The organism is Serinicoccus shuyuelongi, assembly GCF_045032955.1.
Taxonomy (GTDB): domain Bacteria; phylum Actinomycetota; class Actinomycetes; order Actinomycetales; family Dermatophilaceae; genus Ornithinicoccus.
The window spans coordinates 333,896-356,285 of record NZ_JBJFZU010000003.1 but is presented as its reverse complement, the minus strand read 5'-3'; the positions used below and the strand labels follow the sequence as shown (position 1 = coordinate 356,285).

The 22,390-nt window shown below is 67.7% G+C and carries 17 protein-coding genes; 9 read left to right on the top strand and 8 right to left on the bottom strand.

The genetic code is table 11. From position 1 onward, the window contains the following. Position 1: 1 nt before the first annotated feature. The 4 genes from ACI3EY_RS06025 to ACI3EY_RS06010 all read left to right on the top strand — a co-directional run bounded on the left by ACI3EY_RS06025 (position 2) and on the right by ACI3EY_RS06010 (position 2,674). The gene (locus ACI3EY_RS06025) at positions 2–241 is read left to right on the top strand and encodes a hypothetical protein (protein ID WP_405039762.1); all 240 of its coding nucleotides are present in this window, start codon (positions 2–4) and stop codon (positions 239–241) included. A 196-nt stretch (positions 242–437) separates the two neighbouring features. Then, positions 438–1,418 carry a thermonuclease family protein gene (locus ACI3EY_RS06020; protein ID WP_405039761.1) on the top strand — a complete coding sequence of 327 codons (981 nt, stop codon included), beginning with the start codon at positions 438–440 and terminating at the stop codon, positions 1,416–1,418. 355 nt (positions 1,419–1,773) lie between these two features. Further along, on the top strand, positions 1,774–2,097 hold the full coding sequence (locus tag ACI3EY_RS06015) for a Fic family protein (protein WP_405039811.1): 324 nt from the start codon (positions 1,774–1,776) through the stop codon (positions 2,095–2,097). Positions 2,098–2,248: 151 nt separating this feature from the next. Next, entirely contained in the window at positions 2,249–2,674 is a 426-nt protein-coding gene (locus ACI3EY_RS06010) for a hypothetical protein (protein WP_405039760.1), read from the top strand. Here ACI3EY_RS06010 and ACI3EY_RS06005 read toward each other — a convergent pair. The 3 genes from ACI3EY_RS06005 to ACI3EY_RS05995 form a co-directional block, all read right to left on the bottom strand. Then, positions 2,659–3,858, bottom strand: a complete 1,200-nt coding sequence (locus ACI3EY_RS06005) for a N(5)-(carboxyethyl)ornithine synthase (RefSeq protein WP_405039759.1) — start codon at positions 3,856–3,858, stop codon at positions 2,659–2,661. The two genes, ACI3EY_RS06010 and ACI3EY_RS06005, sit on opposite strands and share 16 nt — an antisense overlap. Positions 3,859–3,933: 75 nt before the next feature. Then, complete coding sequence (locus ACI3EY_RS06000; protein WP_405039758.1) at positions 3,934–4,071, bottom strand: hypothetical protein; 138 nt, start codon at positions 4,069–4,071, stop codon at positions 3,934–3,936. 34 nt (positions 4,072–4,105) lie between these two features. Next, positions 4,106–4,795 carry a GntR family transcriptional regulator gene (locus ACI3EY_RS05995; protein ID WP_405039757.1) on the bottom strand — a complete coding sequence of 230 codons (690 nt, stop codon included), beginning with the start codon at positions 4,793–4,795 and terminating at the stop codon, positions 4,106–4,108. A 161-nt stretch (positions 4,796–4,956) separates the two neighbouring features. On the opposite strand from ACI3EY_RS05995, the gene ACI3EY_RS05990 reads away from it, so the two are divergent. Genes ACI3EY_RS05990 through ACI3EY_RS05980 form a run of 3 tightly spaced genes read left to right on the top strand, consistent with a single transcriptional unit; the run spans position 4,957 to position 7,687 of the window. Next, positions 4,957–5,910, top strand: a complete 954-nt coding sequence (locus tag ACI3EY_RS05990; RefSeq protein WP_405039756.1) for a VOC family protein — start codon at positions 4,957–4,959, stop codon at positions 5,908–5,910. Then, on the top strand, positions 5,907–6,590 hold the full coding sequence (locus tag ACI3EY_RS05985; RefSeq protein ID WP_405039755.1) for an alpha/beta hydrolase: 684 nt from the start codon (positions 5,907–5,909) through the stop codon (positions 6,588–6,590). Before ACI3EY_RS05990 ends, ACI3EY_RS05985 begins: the two co-directional genes overlap by 4 nt. Before the next feature lie 35 nt (positions 6,591–6,625). Then, entirely contained in the window at positions 6,626–7,687 is a 1,062-nt protein-coding gene (locus ACI3EY_RS05980; protein WP_405039754.1) for a maleylacetate reductase, read from the top strand. A gap of 197 nt (positions 7,688–7,884) precedes the next feature. On the opposite strand, the gene ACI3EY_RS05975 is transcribed toward ACI3EY_RS05980, so the two are convergent. Then, entirely contained in the window at positions 7,885–8,913 is a 1,029-nt protein-coding gene (locus ACI3EY_RS05975; RefSeq protein WP_405039753.1) for an LLM class flavin-dependent oxidoreductase, read from the bottom strand. Positions 8,914–9,548: 635 nt separating this feature from the next. On the opposite strand from ACI3EY_RS05975, the gene ACI3EY_RS05970 reads away from it, so the two are divergent. Further along, the gene (locus ACI3EY_RS05970) at positions 9,549–13,130 is read left to right on the top strand and encodes an SIR2 family protein (protein ID WP_405039752.1); all 3,582 of its coding nucleotides are present in this window, start codon (positions 9,549–9,551) and stop codon (positions 13,128–13,130) included. Between the two features lie 41 nt (positions 13,131–13,171). On the opposite strand, the gene ACI3EY_RS05965 is transcribed toward ACI3EY_RS05970, so the two are convergent. The 4 genes from ACI3EY_RS05965 to ACI3EY_RS05950 form a co-directional block, all read right to left on the bottom strand. Continuing rightward, on the bottom strand, positions 13,172–13,858 hold the full coding sequence (locus tag ACI3EY_RS05965) for a hypothetical protein (protein WP_405039751.1): 687 nt from the start codon (positions 13,856–13,858) through the stop codon (positions 13,172–13,174). Between the two features lie 418 nt (positions 13,859–14,276). After that, positions 14,277–16,523, bottom strand: coding sequence for a hypothetical protein (locus ACI3EY_RS05960; protein WP_405039750.1), 2,247 nt, complete (start codon positions 16,521–16,523; stop codon positions 14,277–14,279). Positions 16,524–16,691: 168 nt separating this feature from the next. Continuing rightward, positions 16,692–18,554 (bottom strand): hypothetical protein, encoded by a 1,863-nt coding sequence (locus tag ACI3EY_RS05955; protein ID WP_405039749.1) that lies wholly within the window; start codon positions 18,552–18,554, stop codon positions 16,692–16,694. A 140-nt stretch (positions 18,555–18,694) separates the two neighbouring features. Beyond that, positions 18,695–19,921 (bottom strand): hypothetical protein, encoded by a 1,227-nt coding sequence (locus ACI3EY_RS05950; RefSeq protein WP_405039748.1) that lies wholly within the window; start codon positions 19,919–19,921, stop codon positions 18,695–18,697. Positions 19,922–20,326: 405 nt separating this feature from the next. Between ACI3EY_RS05950 and ACI3EY_RS05945 the strand changes: the two genes are divergently transcribed. Further along, entirely contained in the window at positions 20,327–22,201 is a 1,875-nt protein-coding gene (locus ACI3EY_RS05945) for a DNA/RNA helicase domain-containing protein (protein ID WP_405039747.1), read from the top strand. Positions 22,202–22,390 lie beyond the last annotated feature (189 nt).

Genomic DNA, 22,390 nt, shown 5'->3' with positions numbered 1-22,390 from the left:
CATGGCCGATCAGGTGAAGGGGCGCTCCCCGGGGTCGGGATGGCTCTGGTGGCTCGGCGTGCTGCTGGTCGGCGGTGGCACGATCGCAGTGCTGGTGCTCGCCTCGACACGGGACCTGGGCGGGAGACCGGTGACGATCGCCGCCGCCGCAGTCATGGTCGCGATCGCACTGCGGGTCATCCGGCGGATGGTCTTCCAGCGACGTTCCGCGCAGCGGCGACGACCCGACCTCCGCCCGTAATGCGAGGGGTGAATCCGGGCGGCCCTTCACCGGCATTCACCGAGGACGAAAGAAATGATGTACGGTCCGCTCAGCACGCTGTTTGTTGAAGCGTTCACGACAAGAGTCGGAACCGTGCGTCGCCCTGCCGGAAAAATGGGCGTGAAGTCAGGGGAACTACATGCTCCGCAAAGCCGTCATCGGGCTGCTGGCTGTCGTGGGGGTGATCGTCGGCGGGTTCATCGTCCTCACGATCGCCGCAATCGCCTTCATCGGGATCGACGACTCCGAGCCCGTCGCGCAGGCAGCTCCGGCTGCGACGACAGCTGCACGCGAGCCGGCTGCTGAGCCGGTGCCCGATGACTCGTCGGAGACGTCGGCCGACGACATCGCTGCTGCCGAGGCGGAGCAGGCTCGGGCGGAGAAGGCCCAGGCCGACGAGGATGCGCGCGTCGCCGCGGAGAAGGCAGCGGAGGAAGCGGCTGCAGCCGAGGCTGCGGAGCGAGAGGCTGCCGCAAAGAAGGCTGCCGAGGAAGAGGCGGCGGCTAAAGCCGCCGAGGAGAAGGAAGCAGCAGAGAAGGCCGCGGCCGCTGCCGAGAAGGAAGCAGCGGAGAAGGCCGCGGCCGAGACCCTGACGGTCGTCTCCATCGTGGACGGAGACACCGTGGACGTGTCGAACGGGGCTCGCATCCGGATCGCCGGTATCGACACCCCGGAGCGGGGCGAGTGCGGGTATGACGAGGCAGGCGCCCGGATGATGGAGCTCGCCCGGGACCGCGAGGCGGTGCTCGTGAAGGCCGGCGCGGACAGCATCGACCGCTACGGGCGACTGATCCGCTACCTCGACGTCGACGGACGTGACGTGGGTCTGACGCTCATCCAGGAAGGTCTGGCGATCGCCCGGTACGACTCGCGCGACGGCTACGGCTGGCACGACCGCGAGGCGGAGTATGTGGCCGCCGACGCCGCGAGCCCGCAGGCATACTCCTGCGAGGCCCAGCCCGAGCCCGTGGCCCCCCAGCCCGTCGCACCTCAGCCCGTCACGCCTGAGCCCCCGGTCGACGCCGGCACCGACCCGCAGTTCGGCACCTGCAAGGAGGCCATCGCCAACGGCTACGGGCCCTACGTCGCGGGCGTGAACCCGGAGTACGACTGGTACCGCGACGCCGACAGCGACGGGGTCGTCTGCGAGAGGTGATCACCGGACGGGCACTTCTTACCACTTGTACCCATACGTGGTAAGACGATCCATGGATGTCTCGCCGTCCGGACGGAGCGGCAACCGTGGCACCCAGGGGCGGGTGCTGTCGGCCTGACCAGACGCGAGCGAGCGGCTGCGCTCAAGGGCAGGTATGACGACGCTGTCGTTCCTTCCGTCTCGCACCTGACCCCTGCCTTGTCTGCCGAAGTCGAGGACTCCGCTGCGGAGGTGGCGCGTTTCGACGCGACCATGGGCGCGGACGTCCTGCTGTTCGCGCCGCGGCGAGTCGATCGCCTCGTCCGACATCGAGCACATCACCGCATCGGCTCGCACCATCGCACTCGCCGAGGTGATGCAGGGCTACACCCGGCATCCTGGCGGAGTGCTGCGAGAGGAGCCGGTGTGGATCGGAGGCTTCGCCTCCACCCCCGTCGGTGCGCACCACGTGGCCCCGCACCACACGCACCTGATGCCGCTCCTTGATGATCTGACCGCCTTCGCCCGGCGGAGCGACCTCCCGCGCATGACGCAGATCGCGGTGACCCACGCCCAGTTCGAGACCATCCACCCGTTCACCGACGGCAACGGCCGCACCGGACGCGCCCTGGTCCACGTCATGGTGCGGGAGAACAGACTGGTCCAGCACGGGCTCCTACCGGTGTCGGCGGGAAACTGACCGACGCCGTCGACGACTTCGCGGTGCGAGCGGGTCGCCGGAGGTATTGACCACGAGCCACGCCGACGTCGACGTCACGTTGCCGTCCTGAAGGCCTTGCCAGGGTCTACTCTCAGCGCAGGTGAGGGACACCGGGGACAGGGGACACATCATGAGCATGACGACGTACCGCGGCGCGTGCCCGGAGTGCGGTCAGACGATGCCACTCACGGAGAGCCGACAGCTGTGCGACCACGTGGTCAAGGGCGCGGTCTGCCCGGGCAGCGGTGTCGTCGTCGAGGCCGTCGAGGGTTCCGGACCGTCCGACGGGGTCCCCGCGGCAGCTGTCCTGGTCAGCGTCGGCTTGGGTCTGTATCTCGGCTCATTCTTGGTGGCAGGACTGGCGCTGCCGTCCGACCCTGCGTTCTACGGTGAAGAGACTGGCCCCCCGTGGGCCGTCATCGGCCTGATGCTGCAGATCACCAGCATCATCATGCTGTCGTGCGGCGTCTACTCCTTGTGCAGGATCGCGGAGATGGCCATGCAGATCCGCCTCCGGACCCAGCCTCCGGTCCCCCAGGCCTACCCCACGGACTGACGAGGGTGCGGGTATGCATCCGCACGTCCCTGGAACGCCAGGATGGCGGGGTTGCGGATCACCCCGTCCTGGATCTCGATGGCCCGGTCGATCGTCGCTTCGGCCGCCCATGCCTCCGGACCCATCAGCACCGTGCGCAGGTGCGGGAGCAGCGCCGCGCTGACCTCCCAGGTCGCCGAGTTCCACAGGTGGGACGGCGTGTGGTCGACCGCGTAGTAGGTGATGTTGTCGCCCACGACGAAGGTGGGCTCGTCGAAGGTCGTCGGCTTCGCCCAGCTTAACCCCATGCCCTCGTCGCAGGACACGTCGACGACCAGGCTCCCCGGACGGAACAGCGCCAGGTCCTCCTCGGTGAGGAAGGTCCACGGTGCGTCGGTGTCCTGGAGCACGCAGTTGACGACGACGTCGTTGTCGGCGAGGTAGGGCGCCAGCGGCACCGGGCCCTCGGTAGTCACGACGGTCGTCAGGGCCGGGTCCTCGTCCTGGTCGAGGTGGACGATGTCGACCGAGTGGATGGGTGAGGCGACCGCGGCAACCTTGCGCTGGGTGAGGACCCGCACGTCGGTGACCCCCAGCGCGGTCAACCCCGTGACCGCGCCACGCGCTGTGGCACCGAAGCCGATGACCACCGCCCGACGCTTCGGGCCGTAGCTCCCGGTCGTGCCGATGAGCTCGAGGGCGTGCAGCACGGAGCAGTAGCCGGCCAGCTCGTTGTTCTTGTGGAAGACGTGCAGCAGGAAGCTGCCGCTGCGCGACCAGTGGTTCATCGCCTCGAAGGCGATCAGGGTCTGGTGCCGGTCGACGGCCTGCTGGGTGAGCTCAGTGTCCTGGACGCAGTGCGGCCACCCCCACACGATCTGCCCGTCCCGCAGCTCAGCGAGGTCCTCGGCCTGCACCTTGGGCAGGAGGATGACGTCGCACTCCGCGATCAGCTCGGCCCGGGACCGGACGCCCCCGACGTGGGTGGCGAGCTCCTCGTCGGACATCCCGAATCGGAGGCCGTATCCCTGCTCCATGAAGAGCCGCGCGCGCAGGTCGGCTTCGATCCGGTGCAGGTGCTCGGGGTGGATCGGTAGCCGGTGCTCGTTCTCCTTGCGGGAGTGCGCCATCACCCCCACGGAGAGGAGGTCCTCCGATCCTGCCGTTCGGTATGCCGGTGCGGTGGACGGAGACGGGTGCGGCATGACGTGCCCTTTGATGGCGAGACCTGAACGGTCCCGGTCCTTCGGAGGGTACGCCCCGGGCCTGCACCGACGAGTTCAGCGCGAGGACTGCCCGGGCCCGTCACGTCGGCGTCGCGCTGCTGCGACGGCTCGACGGGCCGCAAGCCAGCGCACGAGGAGGAACATGGGGATGGCCACGGCGACGACCAGCAGGAGCGTCCAGAGCTCGTCCACGGGTCCTCCTTCCTGGTGTACCGAATGTGCGACCTCAGTCGGGACGCGGCAGGGTGCGCAGCGTGGCCGCAGCTGCGAAGGCGATGTGCTCCCGCATCAGGGCGGCTGCGCGCGGACCGTCACACTCGATGATCGCCTGGGTCACCGCCCGCAGCTCGCGGACCGCCGTCGCGCCGCGACCGGACTCGGACAGGCTGGAAACGCACAGGACCCGCACCCGCGCCTGGACCGTCCCCAGCTCCTCGCGCAGCACGGTGCTCGCCGCACCGGCGAACAAGGCCTCGTAGAAGGCATCACGGACCCGCATCACCTCCGAGGCCGGAAGCCCGGCCTCGACCGCGCCCTCGAGCGCGTCCAGGGCCTCCTCCAGCTGCTGGACATCAGCGACGGCGGCGCGCTCGACGAAGCACTCGACGAGCAACCCCTCGATCGCGGCGCGCAACCGGTAGAGGTCCCTCGCCTCGTCACTGTCGATGGCCCGCACCACGGCTCCACGCCGCGGCTGGATCTGGACAAGCCCCTCGGCAGCGAGCTGGCGAAGCGTCTCGCGCACGGTCGCCCGCGACACCTCGAAGCGGTCGATGAGGTCACGCTCGATGAGGCGCTGCCCCGGCGCCAGCTGATGGTCGAGGATCTGCCGGCTCAGCTCCTGGTGGACCCGCTCCGACCGGGACGTCGGCGCGGCCTCGGTCGTGACCTCCCGGTGCGTGGTGGCTGCAGTCATGCGCGCGAGCCTAGCGCCCAACCCCGGACGACGTGGTCACAAACCGGACAAGAACGCCATACAGCCAAACTATTGTCCGACAAGACGGCGAGTGCTAGCGTCCGAAGACCGACGATCGGCTCGGTCACCGCTCTGGGTGCACATCAAAGGAGATTCGCCCCATGACGTACATCAACGGCTCCCACCACGTCACGCTCTCGGTCGCCGGCGCCCAGGAGGACGTCGACTTCCACACCAAGATTCTCGGCATGCGCTTCATCAAGAAGACCGTGCTGTACGACGGCTCGAAGCCCGTCTACCACCTCTACTACTCCAACGCGAACGGCGACCCGTCCTCGGTGATCACCACGTTCCCGTGGAAGCAGGCCAACCTGTACGGCAGCCGGGGCACCAACCAGGCCCGCGAGGTGCTGCTCGCCGTGCCCCACGGCTCGCTCGACTGGTGGGCGAAACGGCTCGCCGACCACGAGGTGGACAGCACCTCGGTCGAGGTCTTCGGCGCCCGTCGGCTCGAATTCGCGCATCCGTCCGGCATCGAGTATCAGCTCATCGAGAGTGACGACGACCCCCGCGTCGGCCACGAGGCCGCGGGGGTGACCCGCGAGCACGCGGTCCACGGCATCCACGGCATCGGCATCCACGTCTACGACCAAGACCGCTCGGTCGACTTCGGCCAGGAGGCGTTCTTCCTGGCCGGTGACGTTGAGGAGCAGGGTGACCTGGCCCGGTTCCGGGTCGGCGACGCCAAGCACGGCAACTGGGTCGAGCTGCGCGGCAACCGCACCGACGACCAGGGCACCTGGCGGTTCGGTGCGGGCACCTACCACCACTTCGCCTGGAACCTCGGCTCGCTGGAGAACCAGGAGCAGGTCAAGTTCGAGATCGAGGGCGCCGGGTACACCGACATCTCCGAGCTGAAGGACCGCACCTACTTCAAGTCCCACTACGTCCGGATGCCCGGTGGCGCCCTGTTCGAGCTGGCCGTCACCCACAACGAGGGCGGCTGGGACTGTGACGAGTCCCCCGAGGAGCTCGGCCAGGCCTTCATGCTGCCGCCCCAGTTCGAGTCCGAGCGCAGCAGCATCATGTCTCAGCTCGAACCGATCGAGGTGTGACCAGCCCCGCTACCCCAGCACGACCGCGCGCCGGGGAGAATCCTCACCTGGCAGCGGGCGCGGAGTGCTGGGGCGAGGAGGACGCGCCGGTCGCGGTGCTCGCGGTGCACGGACGCACCCAGTCCCCCGCCGACATGCGTGCCCTCGCGGAGCGCCTCGACGTCAACGGTCTTCGGTGGCTCGCGCCGGCCGCAGCCGGGCAGAGCTGGTACCCGTACGGCTTCATGGAAGAGCGACCGGACGACGACCCGTGGCTCGCCTGGTCGCTCGAGGCGGTCGACGCGCACCTCGGCCGCCTAGCGGCCGCGCGATACCCGCCAGACAAGGTGGTGCTGCTCGGGTTCTCCCAGGGGGCCTGCCTGCTGGCGCACTGGGCACTCCTGCACCCCGACAGGTATGCCGGCCTCGTCCTCCTCACCGGTGGGTACGTCGGGACCGAGCACGAGGAGGTCTCCTTCTCAGGTGATTTCGGTGGGACGCCAGCACTGCTGGCCGGGTGCGAGGCCGACCCCTGGGTGCCCCGCACCCGGATGGCGCAGACCGGGGACTGGCTGCGAGGTATGGGCGCTCAGCTCACCTCGCTCATCGAACCGGGCGCCGAGCACCAGATCACCACGACGGCGACGGAGCTCACCGCCCGGCTGCTGCGGCATACCGTCAGTGACACCGCACGCCCATGACCGCACCGCGGGTGCAGCCCGAGGGAGAAGATCGTATGGAGATCAGGTTCAACCACACCACCCTGGGTCAGCGGGTGCTCTTCGGCGCCGGAGCGGCCGCGACGAACATCGCCGCGGCCCTGCATGACCTGGGGTCTTCACGGCCGCTGCTCGTGGGAGGCGGTCACGCTGCTGAGGTCGTGGACCAGATCTGCGAGCAGTTCGCCGTCGTGGGCCGCATCCGTGAGGTCGTCCAGCACGTGCCGGCGGAGCGGGCCCGGGATGCGGTCGCCCTGGCCCAGGAGGTGGACGCGGACTCGGTCGTCGCCATCGGCGGCGGTTCGGCCACCGGGCTCGCCAAGATCATCGCCCGCGACACCGGGCTGCCGGTCGTCGCGGTGCCCACCACCTTCTCGGGGTCGGAGGCGACCGACATCTGGGGGATGACCGAGGACGAGCGCAAGACCACCGGGACCGACCCCCGGGTGCTGCCCAGAGTCGTGGTCTACGACGCAACCCTGACCCAGGGTCTGCCGACCGACCTCGCGGTCCACTCCGGCCTGAACGCCCTGGCCCACGCCGTGGACAGCCTGTGGGCCCCGCACGCCGACCCCATCAACCGGGCCATGGCCGGCGAGGGGATGCGCGCGCTGGTCCCGGGGCTGCGTGGCCTCCGGGCCGGCACGGAGGGCCTGGAGGCTCACGAGCGGGTGCTCTACGGCACCTACCTCTCGGGGGTCGCCCTGGCCTCGGCGGGGGCCGGGATGCACCACAAGATCTGCCACGTCCTGGGCGGGACGTTCAACCTGCCCCATGCCCCGACCCATGCGGTGGTGCTGCCCTACGTCGCTGCCTACAACAGCGAAGCGGACCCGGACTCCGAGGCCCGCATCGCCGAGGCCTTCGGGACCCCCCACGCTGCCTCGGGGTTGTGGGACCTCGCCCGAGAGGTGGGTGCGCCCGGCTCGCTCGGCGAGATCGGCCTCACCGAGGACGACGTGGATCTTGCCGCCGAGCTGGCGACAGCGGCGATTCCAGACTCCAACCCTCGGCCGGTGAGCCAGGAGAGCGTGGCGGCGCTCCTCCGGGCTGCGCTGCGGGGTGACGCCGTCCGGTGATGAAAAACGCCCCGACACGAGCACACAGCGTGGCGCCGGGGTGTGAGCGGCCTGCGTCACTTGCGGCGGAAGGACGCAGGTCCGGAGCGTGTGCGGTGTGCCTTGCCTTGCGGATGTGGCGTGCGCCAGATCGGATGACTGCTGACGTCGAGGTGGTGTGCGGGTTCAGCCACCCGGGGTAGGGCTCGGCCGGGTCGTCAGAGGCCGACGGCCCGCGGCGCGACCTCAGTGCCGAGCAACTCGATGCCGCGGAGCAGGTCGTCGTGGGCCAGGCGCGGGTTGGTCATCTGCAGCGAGACTCGATCAACGCCCCCGAGCTGGTCCGCGACGCGGCCGAGCTTGGTGACGATCTCATCTGGGTCGCCAAGGAAGAACGCACCGTCTGGTCCGCTGGTGGCGTCGAACTGCACCCGATTCGGCGGCGCGAAGCCACGCTCGCGGGAGGCCGAGGTAAACATCTCGTGCCAGCCCGGATAGATCGTGTCGGCGGCATGGCGGCGGCTCTCGCCGACATAGCCGAACACGTGGAGGCCGACCTGCAGGCTCTCGGGCGCGTGACCCGCCTGCGCGCCCGCCCGGCGATAGAGGTCGACGAGCGGGGCGAAGCGGCGCGGCTCGCCGCCGATGATCGCGACCATCAGTGGGAGGCCGAGCAGGCCGGCGCGCACGAACGACTCGGGCGTCCCACCAACCCCGATCCAGATCGGGAGCGGGTCCTGCACTGGTCGCGGGTAGACGCCTTGACCGGTGAGCGGGGCGCGGTGCTGCCCGGACCAGGTCACCTGCGGTGACTCCCGGATCCGCAGGAGCAGGTCGAGCTTTTCGGCGAACAGCGAATCATAGTCGGCCAGATCGAGACCGAAGAGCGGGAATGACTCGGTGAACGAGCCCCGGCCGACCACCAGGTCGATTCGGCCTCCGGAGATTAGGTCGAGTGTCGCGAACTGCTGAAACACCCGCACCGGGTCCGCGGCGCTGAGCACCGCCACCGCGCTGCCGAGTCGGATGGACGTCGTACGCGCGGCGGCTGCAGCGATGATCACCGGCGGTGCGGAGTCGTAGTACTCCTCCCGGTGGTGCTCGCCGATGCCGAAGGAGTAAAGCCCGGAACGGTCGGCGAGCTCGATCTCCTCGAGGAGGTGGGCCATCCTCTCCGCGGGGCCGACGACATGACCGGTGGAGGGGTCGGTGACCCGGGAGACGAAGCTGTCGACGCCGACCTGCACGAGAACCTCCGAGGCTGGGTGGTGGATGCCAGCGCAACGCCCCCCGCGCCCCAGCCATTCCGCCCTACGTCGACGCGGCACCCCACCAGACACAGCGGGGTCGGTGCTTGCACCCCAAGCGACCGCGGATACCAGGCACACGCGGCGAAATGACACACCACGCATCCGAGCAGGACCGCGTTCGTACGGACGGCTGTGTTGCTCGCGTGGAGGCACGTTCAGCCGAGCGACGCGCTTCTTTGGATCGAGACAGCTCGTGCCTTCTCGTCGGACAGTCCGTTGTCGCGGCTCGCGTCGCACTTTTGCGCGGGCGAGTGCATGCCCGGCGACCCAGCGCTGGTGCAGGAGGAAAGTCAGTTCGAGATGGCGGTTCAACCAAGACCGACCTCAGGCGCCTCGTCGTAGGTGCCGCCTACGGCTCGGAAGGCCAGCAGGGCTCCGAGGCAGGTCGCGGAACCACCGAGACTGAGGCGGCTGACGCAGACGAAACGATCACCTAGCGTCTCTTTTGCGGTGCAACGACGAACTGACTGCCAGGTCGCCCTGCATCCGGTCTGACAATGCCGTACTGCGGTTCCGAGAGGATCCAGGCCAAGGTCAGTCCATGGTCCTCGTCTTCTCGCTAGATTGCCCGCATGTGGTTTCGCGAAGTCGAGGTGCCGGACGAACTGGTCGAAGCAGCGACGGAGGGTAATCTCGTGCTCTTCGTTGGCGCCGGGGCATCCCTCGACGAGCCGTCAGGCCTTCCTGATTTCTCCAATCTGGTGCGCGACGTTGGGACGCGCGCCAACAGGGTGCCAACGGATCGTCACCTGGATCGCCCCGATGTGTTCTTGGGCGACCTCGCGGATCTCCAGATCGAAGTTCACGCACTCGTCGCGAGCGCGATCAACAAGCCCGGTAGCCAGTCGAACCGCCTCCATCAAGCCATTATCGACCTGGCCTGGGTACACCCCAACCCCCGAGTAGTCACCACCAACTACGACTTGCACCTCGAACGAGCCAGCCGCAGCAAGGGACTGGACGTCGACGTCTATCGCGCGCCCGCGCTACCGGTCGGCGACGACTTCACCGGCATCGTCCACCTGCACGGTGCACTGGACCAACCCTCTCGCAAACTGGTGGTTACCGACGAAGACTTCGGCCACGCCTACCTGCGCGAGGCATATGCAGCGCGATTCCTTGACCGCATGTTCTCAGCTTTCTCCGTAGCTTTCATCGGTTACAGCCATGGCGACATCGTCATGCAGTACCTGGCGCGCTCCCTTAGCCGCGAAGGACGACGATTCGTCTTCACGCATGAGGCCGACAGCCGCGAGTGGCGGCGACTCGGGCTTCTACCTGTCAGGTACCCGGTGGACGGCCCGTCCCACTTGGCGCTTGTCGACGGGCTCGAGCGTTGGGCCGAACTCACCGCATGGGGACGACTCGCTCATCGTCGCCGAATCGCCGAACTGGTCAGCAATGGCCCACCCACCATTCCCGAGGAGGTCTCGTATCTCGAGGATGCTCTCGGTCACCCGGAACGGGTCCTCTACTTCACTGAACGGGCTCGCGGGTCCGACTGGTTGCTGTGGGCTGCGAACCGCCCCGAGTTCAACCGGCTGTTCCACCCGGCAGCTTGCTCCGATGACGACCGGACGGTCTCGCAAGCGCTGACACGCTGGGTGGTCGACCACTACGCGATGGACGAGAGAGAATCACCTACCGCCCTTCGCCTCCTTCGCAACTGTCCGTGGAGTCCCAGCATGTGGGACACCCTGGCGCACCGGCTGTTCGCCCAAGAACAACGCGTACCGGACTGGCAGGTGCCCTGGCTCATCCTCGTCCTGCATCGCTCTCCCGCCGAGCACAGCAGTCTGCTCGACATGCTCCTCTGCAAAGCATCATGGCAGGAACGCCCCGAGCTCGCGCTCATGCTGCTGGAGCACCGCACGCGGCCATTTCCCCGGCCTGGTGTGGACGTCGGGCCGTCCGACGACGCGCCTCGGTTCGAGGTTGTATTCGCCGGCGACGACCATTGGCTCGATGAAGCATGGAAGAAGGTGTTCATCCCCCTGCTTCCCCAGCACGCGCCTGAACTGCTCGACCTGGCGGTCCGTCAACTGCGGGACGCCCACCGGCTTGGTGGGGCGCTCCAGCCCGGATTTGACGGGCTTACGTTCGGACGATCAGCAATCGAGCCCCATTCACAGGACGACTTCCGTGACGCAGCCGACGTGCTGATCGATATCGCACGCGACAGCCTCGAACACCTGCTCCACACCTCGCCCCGAGAGACTGCTGCGATGGTCGAACGGCTCGCTCGCGCGAAGGAGCCCCTGCTCCGCCGCCTCGCCGTGCACGCGTGGCGCCTGCGTGGAGACCGGACCCCCGACGACAAACTGCGATGGATCCTCGAGGAGGACTCGCTCTACGACCTCGACCTCCAACACGAGGTCTACATGCTATTGGAGGACTCCCTCGCATCTGCCTCGGACAACGTGGTGACCGCCGTGCTGGATCACGCGAAGGCGGGGCCGCAGGACAGCGCGGAACACTCGCCCTACGTCCCCTACAACCTGCTGGCCTGGCTCAACAGGGTTCTACCGGAGAGCGGCGCGATTGCCGAAGAATTCACCAAGTTGCAGGAGGAGAATCCTGAGTTTGCCCCTCGCGAGCATCCAGATCTGAACGTAACTATGACGTCGGGGTTCGTGGAGAACGCGGAACCGTTTACCCGCGACGAGCTTCATGAACTCATCGCGTCGAGCCCGGCCGAGGCGTACGCAGCCATCCGGTCCTACACCACGGCCGACGCGTTCCGGTTCACCGGCCCGACCTGGACTGGAACCCTGAACGCTCTAAGAGGATGCGTGACCCATTACCCAGGCGACGGCATACGGCTTGCAGACTTACTGGCGCCGGATGACAACGACGTCCGTGACACCCTCGTTCGTGCCTGGAGTTCGGCTAGCTTGTCAAGCACACCGGAGCAAGCGGACGGTGTGGAAGCGGGCGAGACGAAACGACTGCAGAGCCACGGCGTCACGCCGCTGGATGTACTCAAAGTTATCGGGTCGTGGCCGATGCATACAGCGAGGTCCGCGGTCGCCAACATGTTCGCGCGTGGCGGCACCGCGGACCAGCCGACAGCATGGCACACGCTGATACCGGCGCGCCGTCTCGCCTCTCACCTCTGGCCCACAACGGAGGTCAGCGGCAACGTCGTCGACAGCGAGGACCACTACCTAGAGGCAATCAATCATCCAGCAGGCAACCTTGCCCAGTTCTGGTTGAATGTGGTTGCCTACGACTGGCGCGACAACACCGACACCTGGCTGGGCATACCCGACGATCTCCAGGCCGAGCTCGACCGGATGGTCCACGATCAGTCCCGCAACGGATTACTGGCTCGTGTCCTGCTGACAACGAGACTTCGCTTCTTCAACGGGGCGGACCCTGCCTGGGCGACGTCCCGACTCTTTCCGCTGTTCACGTGGGACCGGGACACGACTGATCCCTCCGAGGTCCGCGGGATCTGGCGGTCGTTCGTGCAGTTCGGCCAGTACGACGACCAGATCCTCGCCGACGGCCTCTTGGACTCAATGTTGGCGACGATGCGCCGCGCGAACGACCTCGACAATGATGAAGCGATCGCTCAACTCGGGCGCCAACTCGCCACCATCGCCCTAAAGTCCTCGCTCGACCCGACAGGTTGGGTGTCGACGCTCACGACCGACGCGCCCAACGTCCTTAAACTGGCTTGGATCCGGTCAGTCGGCCAACAACTGCGCAAGATGGACCCGAAGGACGCCTCAGCCCAGTGGACACGCTGGATCAGGGAGTACTGGACCCGGCGGATCGACTCCCTACCCCGACCACTGAACAAAGCCGAAGCCTCTGCCATGGCTTTGTGGGTGCTGGGACTGCCCCACGAGCGTCTGGAGGCGGTCGAACTCCTGGAACGCACCGACGCCGGACTAGTGAAGGACGACCGGGTCCTGATGCACCTCACCGGCTCTCGCCACGAGCACCAAGATCTGACCTGCGACCCCACCACCTGGGCGCGCTACGTGGTTCACCTTCTCCGTGGGACCACTGATCCACCTTGGGCACTCGACCACTACCTACGCGAGATCGTCGGCGGTCTCCGGCCGGCGGTGCCTTCGCCGCTGTTCGCGGAACTTATCGATGAGGCCATGCGTTTGGGCTGCACCGACGCGGAAGAATGGTGAATAGCCCATTCTGGGCGGCGCTGACGCCATCGCCGGGGTACCTAGACGCCAGCGATGTAGGCGGTGAGGAAGTGGACGCCGTGGCGGTCGAGGTTGCCGCGGGCTCGGTCGTAGTGCTCGGTGGTTCTGGGGTCAGCGTGCCGGGCGAGGATCGGTGCGTCGCGAAGTGGTACGCCTGGCGTCCAGGGCGTTGGTGATGGCGGTGTGCCGTAGCGAGTGGGGGCTGATGTGCCGGGGGATCTGCGCGACCTTCGCGACGCGTCGCACCATCCGACAGACATCACGCCGGTCGATGGGTCGCCCGATAGCGGGCGCAGCAACAACGGGCCGGTGATGCGCTCACCGCGGCAGGCTTCCTGGACCCGCAGCACGGGAACGGTCAGCGGCATCGTGGCGGGCTTGTTGCCCTTGTCGACCAGGTGCAGCACCCGGTGGCCCCTCAGTACGTCGCTGTAGTCCTCAATCCCCACCGCTGCAGCCTCCGAGGCGCGGAGGGCGTTGATCCCGAGTAGGTTGGCCAACGCGCCGTGGTGAACGGTGCTCGACTGGGCTACCTGGAGGAAGCGGATCAACTCCAGCCGGTCCAGACCCTGAGTGCGGGACTCGTCCCAGTGGACTTTCGGGGCCGTCACCATCACGGCCGGGTCGGCTGTGATGGTGCCGTCGATGTGGGAGAACCGGAAGTATCCGCGGACGGCGTGCATCATCGTGTTGACCGAGGAGTCCATCAGGCCGGCGTCCCCGAGGTGGCGGATGTAGAGCTCGACGTGTGCTCGTTGTACCCGACTAGTGGGTCGAACCCGTTGGTCTCACACCAGGTGAACCAGCGGCCCAGTTGTGTCCGGCACAGGGCGTGAGTCGCTCCGGAGTACCGGGCCGGGAACGAGACCGCCGCAAGCTGTGCGGCGCCCATAGAGGACGGCCTGAACGGCAGTGCCACCGTAGTGGACATGGTCGCCTCCCGCGGCGACCTGGATCCGGGCCCAGTCGGTGCCCGCCGCCAGCGCGACGAGGCGCGACGAAGTTGTCGACGCCCACGACGCTACGCCGACCCCAGAACTCCGTCCGGTCGCGGCGGAATGACGTACCTCGCGGCCCACGGCCCGGTTTTTGCCCGGTGCCGACAACTGGCCTGTGCGTGGCGGGTCAGGGGTTGCCGGTGATCGGGGTCTTGCGGCGCGACCAGCTGCTGGGCACTGGCAGGTTGTCGTTGATGACGAGGGTCACGACGACGCTGGGGGAGCGCGGGTCGGCCATCCCGTGCTGCTGAGGGCCGAGGACGAACAGGTAGTTCTCCGGGGTGCCAATGGGCAGGACCTTCCGGCTCATGTCGAGGACCACGAGGATGGAGAGACGTGCGCCGTCGGCGGCGGCGTACTGCGTGGGCTGGCCGATGTACTTGGTGGCGGACTCAGGTGTCACGGGCTGGTCGCGGGCGACCTTCAGCTCGGCGGTGATGCCGTCGTGGCGGGTGTCGAGGTACCCGTGGCCGAGTGCGGTGCCGCGTTCGACTCGTCCCTCAAGGGTCGGGTCGGCAAGGAGGGCGGCGTGCAGGTCGTCGTGGAACTGGAGTTCTCTCACGTACTGGCCGCGGCGGTACTTCTTGTTCCAAGTAATGGCCAGCCCCGCGCGGGAGATGGCGTTGAGGAGCCGGGCGAAGGGCTGGAGCTGGTTGTGGGGGTAGCCGGCAGCGGCGAGGTTCTCGTAGATGCTGAGGAGGTGCTCGTCGAACACCTCGTACTGGGTGGTGGCATCCCGGGCCGCATCGTAGGGGCGGACACGGAACTCACGGTGGCCGGCGATGTCGAGCGGCTGGGCGTTCGGGTTTCCGTGCTCGTCGGTGCCGCGCCAGGTGAGGCGCACGAGTACCGGGGGTGCGTGCTGGGTGGTGGGGACGGCGTACCGCACGTGGAGGCTGCCAGTTCCTTCGTAGGTGTCCGGGTCGCCGGTGTGCTGGTGGCGCTGCCAGGTGAGCGCGGGCCGCTGGAGCTCGGTGTCGTTCAGTGTGCTGATGAGCTCGGCGTCCAGGCGCTCTACCCACGCTGGCCACGGGTCGGTCTGTACTTGCAGGGTCAGGGTGTGGGTGAGGGCGGGGTCGACGATGGCGGGTCCGGTGAGGAGCGTGTCGTCGATCGAGACCAGGGCGACCGCGACTGTCAGACTGTCTGGCTCGGGTTCGGCCAGCGGCGTCCATGGCCGGACACTGTGCTGTCGTTCGGGTGAGCGGATGAACAGCAACGGCGCCGGGAGGCCGGCTGCTGCGGTAAGAACCGTCCCCAGGTCGAGGGGTGCGGCCGGGTCGGGATCTGCCGCGAGGACGGCACGTAGATCTCGAACGCGGGGGAGGAGCGGGTCGTCGTCACGGTAGGTGGTCAGGTCGATGGCGGCGGCGGCGCGGCGTGCTGCTGCGGTTCGGTGCGCAGTGGCCCGGGTGATGTCGGCGTTCAGGTCGGCGGCTTCGGCGTCAAGGAAATGCGCGACAGCGTCGAGCAGGCGTGCGGTGATGACGAGGCCGTCATGGGTTGCGGTGCCGGTCGACTTGCCGCCACGTTCCAAGTCAGCGACGAGGTCACGCAGCCGCTGCGCGCGGGCCGTGGACCTCTCGGCCGGGTCGCTTAGTTCGGTCGACCGGTCCGCGGCCTCTTCGACGGGGGCGTGTGTCAAGCCCACGGTGATCTCGGTGGGGGTCGGAAGGTCGAGCAAGGTGCAGATGATGGCCGCTCGCACCGCGGCGGCCTTCGCGAAGGGCCGCAGCCACCGCAGTTGGTCCTCGGTGCAACCCAGGCAATTGCCGATGGCAGCGCCGACCTCATTTACGGCGGCGCGCACTTCCGCGTCATCCGGCACGTCCAATTCCAGGGTCACGTGGAGGCGCCCGACCGCGGCCGCGAGCGAGACGAGGGAACGTTGCGCGCTGCGGGACGGTTCGTCCGGGAGACGAGTCAGCGCGTCCTTAAGCAGCGCAACGACATCGGTCCGACGTTCGGCTCGGGCGAGGACCTCGGCGTACTCCATCGACCCGTAGTGCGACTCCGGTGAATGTCCCGCACCGACGTTAATGATGTCCGCCGCAGGCAGCCCGAGGAGGCCTGCGCCGCAGTCGAGGAGGCCGTTGAGCGCCACCTCGGCCTCGTCGCGCTGCCGGAGCCCGTAGGTGTTCCTGGGTGCGAGCGCCAGCCACAACGCCGCGAGTTCGGAGGTGACCCGTGCATCCGGCTGCCACGGCTGCTCGGTCACCTTGGTGGCCTGATGCCACTCGAGCTCCGGGATACGAGCCAGGGCCTTCTTCTCAAGTGCGGCGAGTGCGTCGAGGTCCGGCACGTGGTGCCGAAGCGCTGAGATCGAAGTCAGGAACGTCTCTAGGTGCTCGGAGACATTGATGTTCTCCATCACCGTCGCAGCGTGCATCGCCAACCGCAGTCGAGACTCCTCGTCCGGCCACGGGAGCCGGCACGCGGCCGCGAGGACCGCTTCGATCATGACGACGTACGCGTCCGAGACCAGCGCTGGGAGCAGACCGGCAACTGTTGACGGGAGCGCGTGGGTTCCACCGATGGTGGTCTAGGCCGTCAGCGCTGCGGACCGCGGGCCGGCTTCGGCATCGACCAGGTAGGTGTGCAAGGTCGGCAGGATGGACTGCAGCACCCTGGGCTGGTTTCCGTAACGGCGACCAACCTCGCCCAGCGTGGCCAGGAGCGGGCACACGACGTCGGCCCCCAGGTCGCTGTCGCGCTCGTTGGTGATGAGCGCCGTGATGGTTTGGCACACGGCCAACGGGTCGGTCGATGATGCGGACTCGACCGCGCTCGATAAGCGTCGGGCCGACTGGTACAGGCTGTTCTTGCGCGACCACGCCTCCATTCCCGCAAGCGGGTCCGGTGGTGCGGTCGAGGTGAGCACAGTCGGCTTGTCGGTGAGCCGGTGCCGGGTCAGCGTGACGAAGGCACCCAGGGTTGCGTCCAGGTGCGTGGCTAGGACGTCGCCGTGCCAGCGGCCCATCCGCTCAATGGACTCGGCTGCCGAGAACGTCGCCTCGTGGCCCCACGATTCATCGGTGCGGGCGAGGACGAACGCGAACGCCGCGTCGGTAACCGCTTTGGCTTCCTCGGGCGTGGTCACCGGATCGTGGGCCTGACGATGGACATGCTCGGTGTCGACCATGTCTAGGGCATACCGCACGGAACCGACGAGACCGTCCCGGGTCTCTTTCGACGCGTGCCGGCCTGCATTCTCCAGCAGTCGGGCGATCCGGACGGGTGCCGCAATGAACATCCGTGCGAGTGCCCGTTCCGCGGTGCCGACCGTGCCCGGGTCGTAGCTGTCCTCCGGTGGAACGCCGAGGGAGACGGCCAGGTTCGGCAACAGGTGGACGGCCAGCTCGAGGTGGGTGCTCGCAAGACGCTCAATCGCGCCAGCGGCGGCTCGCCGGTCGAAGTCGGAGACGCGTCGCGGCAGGTGCGCTGGGCTCACAATGATGCCCGTCACCGTGGGCCGCGGCAGCATCCCGCCCAGCCGTGCGACGAGCTTGTCCGGGCACAGGTCCGCGACGACCCGCAACGGTCCTGGGTCATTCGCCTGCACCACCGGCACCGGTCCGGAGAAGTGATGATCACTGAGTGTCTTCGACCCCGCCAATGCCACGACTGCCCAGACAACCGCACGATCGAGCCTCGCCGCGTCCACGAGTTCCGGGTGGTCGGTCAGGCAGCGCCCTGCTTCCAGTGACGGGAACCCCCGCAACGCTTCCAACGCAGCCGCCACCAGGCGCCCGGCGAGCTCGGGGCGCCGCGCTGTCAGGTGCCGCAACGGTTCCAACAGTTCCGCTAGACCGACGCTCTCGACCGCATCGAACAGTTCGTCGATGATCCGCTGATCGAATCGGTCCGCCGCACGACCAGCGACAGTCGTCAGGCGGCGCCGTGCCGCTGCAGTCGCGTCGGAAGCCGCTTCAACGGCCGGATCCGGATCGAGAACGTCAAGGTCGTCCAGGATGCCGGTGATGGCCGGGTCCGCGGTCGCCCGCAAACTCCGTCGGCGCTCCACCCGCCCGGCTCGCGCAAGACCCCGGACTCGCAGCTCCTCAGCCCGCTCTGCTTCCTCGGCCTGGGCCTGCTCTTGACGTTCCTGAGCCGCAGTCTCGAGGTTCGGCAGGCGGCCAGTCGGGTCGCGCATGTCGCAGCCTACGCAGTGCTCGCCGTAGAACCCGAACGCAACGTGGTCCAACTGCATACCGGATGTGTTCCCGATCGCGACTGGGCACTCCACCCGCCGCGAGTTCAACGGAAGCCCGGACATCTCCTCGAGCATCCCGCGGCCGCCGGACTGTACGAACCGCATATGCCGGCAGTGGTTCGCAGCGAGCCCCATGATGCGTGCGTTCTCGCGCCCCAGGTCGAACTGCCTGGCGAACTCTGCCTCGTCCAACCTTCCACCTTCGCTCGTTTGTCACCACCGACAAGAACAGTCTGACGCACCCCACCGACACGGTTGCGACCTGCGATCTCGCTGTCAGCCAGGGGCTGGTTGCTGGTGGAGCACCAGAGCGCCCGAACCCGTGCAACGGTCTAGTCGGGACTGGCTCTTTCGGATTGGGCTCGGGCCCCGTCGCTGCGAACTGCGGTGACCAGCTCGCTCAGCGTCGTAAAAACCGTCTGCGGACGTTTGAGCGCGCGCTGGGCGTCTCGGAGTTGTGTGCCGGTGTGTGTCTCAGCGCACACGTAGTTGGCGTACCCGGCGGCGGTAGACAGGTGGAACATGTCGAGCAGGTCGTTGCGGCCCCACTTGCTCATGTGGTCAATGAACCGGCGGATGAAGAGCTCGGACACTAGGCCAACCATGCGCGATTCAGCGAACAGGCGTGCCAACTCGCCGTCGCTGAACGTCGGGAAGTCTGCGGCGTTCGACAGACGCCGGTACGCCGCGGTGTAGTAGCCGATGTTCTCGTTCCAGTAGCGACGCCTGGCGAGCCGACGACGCTGCTCTTTCGGCAGGTGCTCCGCATGGATCTGCGCAGTGATGGCGGTGTGGTGGGTGACCCACTTCGTGAGTGGGTTCTTCGGCATCTGCTCCGGCTCGATGAGCACATCGAGGATGACGCTCGGCATGGTCAGCATCGCCATGAACTTGTCCAAATCCGAGGTCCCATCAGTGATGCCCAACGGGGTGTCCTTGCCGAAGAGGGCGCCGGGCTCGGTCACGATGGGGTGCAGGACGGGCGCGTTCTCCATCAGGCCTAGGTGCCGTCGGATGGACAGCTCGACCTCGTGCTGCCACAGGTCCAGCGGGTTCCGGATTTGCCACCCGCCAGCCAAATGAGCCATGGCTACGCCCACCTCGTAGCGTCGGTCGCCGTACAAACCAGCGGTCTCGAGAAGGTGTCCCGTTGATAGCGGCAGGACGATGCCGCCGTCGTTGGCGAGTCGGATGAGGTCTTGAGCTGCGCGGAGCTCGTCAGGATCTTTCACACGGGCCGGGTCGTGCAGAACGTCGGCAACGGTCCTCCACCGGTTCTGGTCGAGGTAGACAGACGGCCTGCCGTTGAGCGGGGGAGGGGAAGCGGGGTTGAACCCTTCGGTGAGGATGAGGTCGTTCCTGGTCGTGGTCGACCAGATCCACCACTTCTCCCAGTCAAACGTGGCCGTCGCTACCTGGGAATCCTGCCGCTGGTGTCTAGATTCGAGTTTGTCGTCGAGGATCTGTCCGTCCTGGCAAACGATTCGGATGGACCCGTTCTGGTAGTCGACGTGCCAGTACTTGTACAGGTCAGCGGAGATAACCAACGATTCGTCCATCAGCGCAGGCTAGCCGCGGTCAACCGACCGCTGCAGATGGGTCAGCTTGGCAGCGGGGGTCGTGCTCTAGAACAGCGATTCACTTTGTTGCTCCAGGCGCGTCAATCTGGGCGGAATGACGCCCGGCAGGAGCCCTCTCGGAGGCAATCTGGACATCGGCAGATGTCTTGATGTCACGACGATGCCCGTCTGCACCAGATCGGCCCGGGCAGATGGTCGCGTCGTGTTGCTCCTCCGGCGGCCGAGGTCGCAGCGATTGATCCTCCGTCGCGACGCGCGAGCCGACCTGCACACACGCGGGGCAGGGATCGCTCTACACTCGCAGCGTCATACGCGGCCCGACGGGCTTCCTCACGGACACGCCCCCACCCGCACGAGTTTCGTGCTGCCTGGGGAGTCCTGTCCGTGTTCCTGCTTCGATCGTCCGCGCAGGGACTGTCCGTCTCCGAGGCCCACCTCGCCCAGCACATCGCGGAACAGATGGCCATCACCACCGGCCGGTCGGCCTCACCCTCCGAGCGCCGCTCGTGGGAGCGCAGCCTCCCCCGGCTGCGCGCCGACCTCCTCGACGCCGGTCTCGGCGACGTCGAGATGCTCGTGGAGTATCAGCTACCGCTCACCAGCAAGCGCGCCGACGTCGTCCTCGCCGGGCAGCACCCGCAGACCGGGCGCGCGTCATACCTCGTGGTCGAGCTCAAGCAGTGGAGCGAGGCGGAGCGGTTCGAGGACAGCGACGTCCTCGTGCGGATCGACAGCTACGGCAACCACCCGGTGCTGCACCCGCTGGAGCAGGTGCGGGGCTACTGCGACTACCTCACCGACTTCGTCGTCGCGCTGTGCGAGGACGAGCACGAGCTCGCCGGCACGGCATACCTGCACAACGCGACCAACCTGGGCATCGCAGACCTGCGTGACATGGCCACCCCCGACGCCGGGCGTCCGGCACGGATGTTCAGCGGACAGGACCGCAGCCAGTTCCTCGACTACCTGAGGAGCCGGTTCGCGCCCGGGGTGGCGGGCGCCGAGTATGCCGACCGACTGCTGAACAGCCGCGTCGCGCCCTCCAAGCAGCTTCTTGCCCTGGCGGCCGACGAGGTGCAGCGGCGAGAGCAGTTCGTCCTGCTCGACGAGCAGCGCGACGCCTACGAACTGGTGCTGCACGCCATGGAGAAGGCGCGGCGCGGGACCACGAAAACAGCTGTCGTCGTCATCGGGGGGCCCGGTAGCGGCAAGAGCGTGATCGCACTGTCCCTGATGGGCGAGCTGTCCCGGCAGGGGCGCGGGGTCATGCACGCGACGGGGTCGCAGTCGTTCACCAAGACGCTGCGCAAGGTGGCCGGCGCGCGGGCACCGCGAGTGCGCAAACTGTTCGGCTACTTCAACGCCTTCATGGCGGCGGAGCCGAACGAGCTGGAGTGCCTGATCCTCGACGAGGCGCACCGCATCCGGGAGACGTCCGAGTCCCGTTTCACCCGCAAGGAGCACCGGACCGGGCGGCCGCAGCTCGACGAGCTGCTCAGCGCTGCGCGGGTGCCGGTCTTCCTGCTCGACCAGAACCAGGTGGTGCGGCCTGGCGAGATGGGCACAGTGGAAGCGATCACCGGGTATGCCGAGTCGCTCGGCATGGACGTCCACGAGATCGACCTCGACGGCCAGTTCCGCTGCGGCGGGTCGGCGTTGTACGTCGAGTGGGTCGAGCGGCTGCTCGGGCTGGCCCCCGGCGGGCCCTTCGCCTGGGAGGGTGACGGGAGCTTCGATCTGCACGTCGTGGACTCCCCCGACGAGCTCGAGCACGTGTTGGCCGTGCGTCAGGACGATGGCTACACCGCGCGGATGGCGGCGGGCTACTGCTGGCCGTGGTCGGACCCTGAGCCGGACGGGACGCTCGTGCCGGACGTGCGGATCGGTGACTGGTCGCGGCCGTGGAACCTCAAGGGTGATCGCTCGGTCGGCGGCGCGCCCGCTGCCGCGCTGTGGGCGACGGACCCGGCCGGCTTCGGGCAGGTGGGGTGCATCTACACCGCGCAGGGCTTCGAGTACGACCACGCCGGGATCATCATCGGGCCCGACCTCGTCTGGCGAGACGGTCACTGGCGCTCGGTGCGTGAAGGCAACCGGGACCCGGCCCTGCGCAACCGCACGAAGGTGTCGGACCACGACTTCGACCGGCTCGTGCGCAACGTGTACAAGGTGCTACTGACGCGCGGCATGCAGAGCGCCTGGGTCTACTCCCCCGACCGGCAGACCCGCGAATTCCTGCGGGGGCTCGTCCGGAGATAGCGGCGAACAGCCCGCAGAGGGAGTTGCTTGGCGCGGTATTGCCCCGCCAACAAACGCTTTCTTTGGGTGGCGGCACCATGGTGAGGCCCAAGGAAAAGAATTCTGCTAATGTCCCGGGCTGGGCCGACAAGGGCCGCAAGAATGTGCCCGTGCGGGTCGGCGGCACATAGGGGATAAGGGGCCGTGGGC

Bases quoted from the DNA above. Each gene is read 5' to 3' on its own strand.
- ACI3EY_RS06025 (WP_405039762.1), top strand. From the start codon at position 2: ATGGCCGATCAGGTGAAGGGGCGCTCCCCGGGGTCGGGATGGCTCTGG.
- ACI3EY_RS06015 (WP_405039811.1), top strand. From the start codon at position 1,774: ATGCAGGGCTACACCCGGCATCCTGGCGGAGTGCTGCGAGAGGAGCCG.
- ACI3EY_RS06010 (WP_405039760.1), top strand. From the start codon at position 2,249: ATGAGCATGACGACGTACCGCGGCGCGTGCCCGGAGTGCGGTCAGACG.
- ACI3EY_RS06005 (WP_405039759.1), bottom strand. From the start codon at position 3,858: ATGCCGCACCCGTCTCCGTCCACCGCACCGGCATACCGAACGGCAGGA.
- ACI3EY_RS05995 (WP_405039757.1), bottom strand. From the start codon at position 4,795: ATGACTGCAGCCACCACGCACCGGGAGGTCACGACCGAGGCCGCGCCG.
- ACI3EY_RS05990 (WP_405039756.1), top strand. From the start codon at position 4,957: ATGACGTACATCAACGGCTCCCACCACGTCACGCTCTCGGTCGCCGGC.
- ACI3EY_RS05980 (WP_405039754.1), top strand. From the start codon at position 6,626: ATGGAGATCAGGTTCAACCACACCACCCTGGGTCAGCGGGTGCTCTTC.
- ACI3EY_RS05970 (WP_405039752.1), top strand. From the start codon at position 9,549: ATGTGGTTTCGCGAAGTCGAGGTGCCGGACGAACTGGTCGAAGCAGCG.
- ACI3EY_RS05965 (WP_405039751.1), bottom strand. From the start codon at position 13,858: ATGGACTCCTCGGTCAACACGATGATGCACGCCGTCCGCGGATACTTC.
- ACI3EY_RS05950 (WP_405039748.1), bottom strand. From the start codon at position 19,921: ATGGACGAATCGTTGGTTATCTCCGCTGACCTGTACAAGTACTGGCAC.